This window comes from Magnetococcales bacterium (assembly GCA_015232395.1).
In the GTDB taxonomy this organism is placed as follows: domain Bacteria; phylum Pseudomonadota; class Magnetococcia; order Magnetococcales; family JADFZT01; genus JADFZT01.
In genome coordinates, this window is the sequence record JADFZT010000155.1 from 1 (window position 1) to 4,007 (window position 4,007).

5 protein-coding genes and 1 pseudogene are annotated in these 4,007 nt (G+C 60.2%); 4 read left to right on the forward strand and 2 right to left on the reverse strand.

The window, feature by feature from the left end:
• The coding region (locus HQL52_20115) for a hypothetical protein (GenBank protein MBF0371747.1) at positions 1-314 on the reverse strand (314 nt) is incomplete at its 3' end.
• A 30-nt stretch (positions 315-344) separates the two neighbouring features.
• Entirely contained in the window at positions 345-566 is a 222-nt protein-coding gene (locus tag HQL52_20120; GenBank protein MBF0371748.1) for a hypothetical protein, read from the reverse strand.
• 96 nt (positions 567-662) lie between these two features.
• Here HQL52_20120 and HQL52_20125 point away from each other — a divergent pair, with 96 nt between their 5' ends.
• The 4 genes and pseudogenes from HQL52_20125 to HQL52_20140 all read left to right on the forward strand — a co-directional run bounded on the left by HQL52_20125 (position 663) and on the right by HQL52_20140 (position 3,931).
• Complete coding sequence (locus tag HQL52_20125) at positions 663-1,214, forward strand: hypothetical protein (protein MBF0371749.1); 552 nt, start codon at positions 663-665, stop codon at positions 1,212-1,214.
• Positions 1,215-1,222: 8 nt separating this feature from the next.
• Complete coding sequence (locus tag HQL52_20130) at positions 1,223-3,079, forward strand: phage terminase large subunit family protein (GenBank protein MBF0371750.1); 1,857 nt, start codon at positions 1,223-1,225, stop codon at positions 3,077-3,079.
• A 2-nt stretch (positions 3,080-3,081) separates the two neighbouring features.
• The gene (locus HQL52_20135; protein MBF0371751.1) at positions 3,082-3,294 is read left to right on the forward strand and encodes a hypothetical protein; all 213 of its coding nucleotides are present in this window, start codon (positions 3,082-3,084) and stop codon (positions 3,292-3,294) included.
• 64 nt (positions 3,295-3,358) lie between these two features.
• A pseudogene (locus HQL52_20140) lies at positions 3,359-3,931 on the forward strand (phage portal protein).
• The last annotated feature ends 76 nt before the right edge of the window (positions 3,932-4,007 follow it).

A 4,007-nucleotide genomic window follows, 5' to 3' on the forward strand; every position in this document is an offset into this window, starting at 1 on the left:
GTCAGGGAATCCGGTTCGCTTTCGGCGGCAGGTTCATCCGGGGCGGCGTCCTGCGCCTCTTCGGAGGCTTCCTCCGACTGTTGATCCGCCGGAGGTTCCTGGCCGATGGCCCGGTAGCCTGCGTCGCTGATGACCAGGGTCTGGAAAGGCGGTTGCAATCCGATGTCCTGGATCAACCCCTTGTCCATGAGCGCCTTGATCACCTTGGCGGCGGCTCCGCCCCGGATTCTCTCCGGCAGGGGTTGGATCGCCCCGTCCGGGCGGGTGGCGGCGGTTTCGAGGATGGTTTGCTGGGTCTGGGTGAGGTTGTTCATCTGCGTTCTCCTGTTCGGGTTGTTCGGGTTTCAGTCCAGTTCCACCACCCGGTTGACCTCCGGGTCGGTGGCGTCCAGCCAATGAATGCGGTCGCTTTCCCATTCGATGCCGTTGTCGCGGTCGTCCCGCGCGTTATCCCAGGAGGCCAACTCCAGGGCCTTGGCCCGAGCTTCCTCCTCGGTCTCGGCTTCAATGTCCATTTGAGCCTTGATGGTGATCTGGCGGGTTAACGTGATGAAAAATTTTGCCATTTTTGTTCTCCATTCCTGCGTTGATCTTGGAGGCCATATAGCCATCGCTCGGCACCTCATATCCAGCATATAATCGACAAAAAAGATAATATTTTCATGCTTCCAAGTCAGTCCGAATGGGCGCGGCAAAAGGGTTTCTCGCGCCAATACGTCAGCAAGCTGGTGAAGAAGGGCGTGGTGCGTCTGGTGGATGGGAAGGTGGACCCTACCCAGGCCGACGCCGCCCTGGAAGCAGTGCGGGAACCGGCGCGTCCGGAGCGACGCCCCCCTGCGCCTCAACCGATCGCCAAACCCGCGCCGCCTCCCATGACGGTCCCGGATGCGGGCCAGGGTTTGGATCTGCCCGGCGGCGGTCCCGGCAATCTTGCCACCATGCTGCTCAAGGCCCGCATCAAGAGCGAAGTGAAAAAGGCCAGCCTGCTGGAAATCAAGGAGCGGATCGAAGCGGGAAAATATGTGGACGTGGACGAGGTAAAGGTGGCCAGCTTCAACCGGGCGCGGATCACCCGGAACCAATTGATGAAACTGCCCAGCCGGGTGGCGGCTCTGGTGGCGGCGGAGAGCGACGTCAACACGGTGAGCGATATCCTGACCCGGGAGATCCATGTCGTCCTGGAGGGACTTTCCGGAACGGTGGTGAAATCATGAGCGTGGCCCTGATGCCGTCCGCCGCTGATGTTTATGACGAGGCGTTCCGCCAAGGTCTCCGGCCCGATCCGCTGCTGACCGTTTCGGAATGGGCGGACAAACACCGGATGCTCTCCAGCGTTGCCTCCAGCGAGCCCGGTCCCTGGCGCACCAGCCGGACACCGTATCTGAAAGAGGTGATGGACTGCCTGTCGCCATCTTCGCCGATTGAACGGGTGGTGGCGATGTTCGCGTCGCAAACCGGAAAAACCGAAGCGGGCCTCAACTGGATCGGCCATGTGATCCACCACGTTCCAGGTCCCATGTTGATGGTGCAGCCGACGGTGGAGATGGCCAAACGCTACTCCAAGCAGCGAATCGCCCCCCTGATTGAGGCAAGCCAGGTTTTGCGGGAACTGGTCAAGCCGGCTCGTTCCCGGGATTCGGGCAACACGGTCCTGACCAAGGAGTTTCCAGGCGGCGCCCTGATGATGACCGGGGCCAATTCGGCGGTGGGGCTCAGTTCCACCCCGGTGCGGTTTCTGTTTCTGGATGAGGTGGACCGGTTTTCGGCGGATGTCGATCAGGAAGGTGATCCCATCGGATTGGCCATACAGCGGGCGGCGACTTTTTACAATCGCAAGATCCTGCTGACCAGCACCCCCACCATCAAGGGGTTCAGCCGCATCGAAGCGGCTTACCTGGAAAGTGATCAACGTAAATACTGGGTTCCATGCCCTGAGTGCGGGGAGTTCCAGATTCTGGAATGGCGACAGGTGCGTTGGCCCAAGGGAGAGCGCGAGAAGGCATTTTATCTCTGCATCCACTGCGGAACCGAACTTCAGGATCATAAAAAAGGGTGGATGCTGGAGAACGGCAAATGGATCGCCGAAGCCCAGAGCGACGGCAAAACCGCCGGGTTTCATCTTTCCGGCCTGTATTCCCCCCATGGCTGGACCTCATGGGGAGAAATCGCCGTCGAGCATGGGCAGGTCTATAAAGATCCGCCCCGGCTGAAAGTCTGGTGCAATACCAAGCTGGCGGAAAGCTGGGAGGAAGACGCCGACCGAATCGATGGCGAAGGGTTGATGGAGCGCCGTGAGGATTGGGGCCATCTGCTTCCCGCCGGTGTGGCCATCCTCGATGCAGGCGTGGATGTTCAGGACGATCGTATTGAAGTGGAGGTGGTCGGTTGGGGAAAGGACGAAGAGTCCTGGTCCATCGACTACCGGGTGCTGTGGGGCGATCCATCCTCTCCGGCGGTTTGGAAGGATCTGGATGATTTTCTCTCCCGGACATTTCCCCATAGCCGGGAGGTTTCGGACCTGAGCATTCGCGCCGTGGCGGTGGATACCGGTGGGCATCACACATTGAAAGCCTACGCCTTCTGCCGCGCTCGCCAGGGTCGGCGGGTCTGGGCCATCAAAGGGCGTGGCGGTATGGGCGTACCCATCTGGCCACGCCGTCCCTCCCGGAACAACAAGGGCAAAGTACCGCTCTTCATTGTCGGCGTGGATGCCTGCAAAGAGGCGGTTTACGCCCGCTTGCAGTTGGAAGAGGCAGGACCAGGTTATTGCCATTTCCCGATGAATCGGGATGCGGAGTTTTTCAAACAGCTCACCGCCGAGTCGGTCGTTACCCGATACCACAAGGGCCGACCCATCCGGGAATGGAAAAAGAAGGACAAGGATCGTAACGAGGCTCTGGATTGCCGCGTTTACGCGATGGCTGCCCTGCAGGGGCTGATCAGCATGGGGTTGCGTTTGAACCGTGAGGCCCATCGGATTTCCCTGGCGCCGATGAAAGTCAACTCCTCTGATGCGCGCAGGCCGACGCCAATGAAGCCGAAGGCCCAACGGCGCGTCATTCCTTCAACCTGGATCTGATCATGGCGACCCTCTCTGAATTGACTATCCGCCGGGACCGGCTTCTGGAACGGCTGGAGTCCCTCCAAAAGCGGGTGACCCATGGGGACAAAACGGTCGAATACGATCTGACCCAGGTGCGCAACGCTCTGGATCTTCTGGACAGGGAGATCTCCCGGACGGGAGAACGGCGCATTGCCCGTCATGTCCGTGTTCGCAGCCAAAAAGATCTCTGACATGGGCTTGCTACAAAAAGCAGTCAATATCGGCTGGAAAGGACTCCACCGATTGCGCCGAACCATGCCTTCGCGTCGGGCTGGCGGTTACGAGGGTGCAGCCACGGGGCGACGACTCGGCAACTGGACTCCTGGCAACGACGGGGCCAACGCGCTGCTGTTCCGGGATGCCACCCTCATGCGCTCCCGGTCACGTGACCTGGTCCGCCGCAACGCCTGGGCATCCAACGCCGTGGACTCTCTGGTGGCCAATCTGGTGGGGACCGGCATCAAACCCCAGTCCACCCATTCAAACCCAGAGACAAAAGAAAAAATTCAGGCCCTGTGGCAGGAGTGGACCAAGGAAGCGGACGCCCATGGCCTGTGCGGTTTCTATGGCCTCCAGGCCCTGATCGCCCGGGCCATGATCGAGGGCGGCGAGGTGATTGTCCGGTTGCGCAACCGGGAGGAACGTGACGGTTTGATCGTGCCCCTCCAGCTTCAGGTTCTGGAGGCGGAACACCTGCCGGCGGATTTGAACCAGGATCTGGTAGGCGGCAACCGGATCAGGGCTGGTATCGAATTCGACCGTATTGGCCGTCGCCGCGCTTATCACCTCTTCCGGGAGCACCCGGGCGAAAAGCCCATGCTGTTCAAGCCTGAGTTTCTGGCGGGTGGGCACATTTGAGCCTATCGAAAAATCAAATCCTAAAGAAAACGACATGTTACGGTAC

Excerpts from the sequence above, each read along its gene's own strand:
- HQL52_20120 (MBF0371748.1), bottom strand. The coding sequence starts at position 566 with ATGGCAAAATTTTTCATCACGTTAACCCGCCAGATCACCATCAAGGCT.
- HQL52_20125 (MBF0371749.1), top strand. The coding sequence starts at position 663 with ATGCTTCCAAGTCAGTCCGAATGGGCGCGGCAAAAGGGTTTCTCGCGC.
- HQL52_20135 (MBF0371751.1), top strand. The coding sequence starts at position 3,082 with ATGGCGACCCTCTCTGAATTGACTATCCGCCGGGACCGGCTTCTGGAA.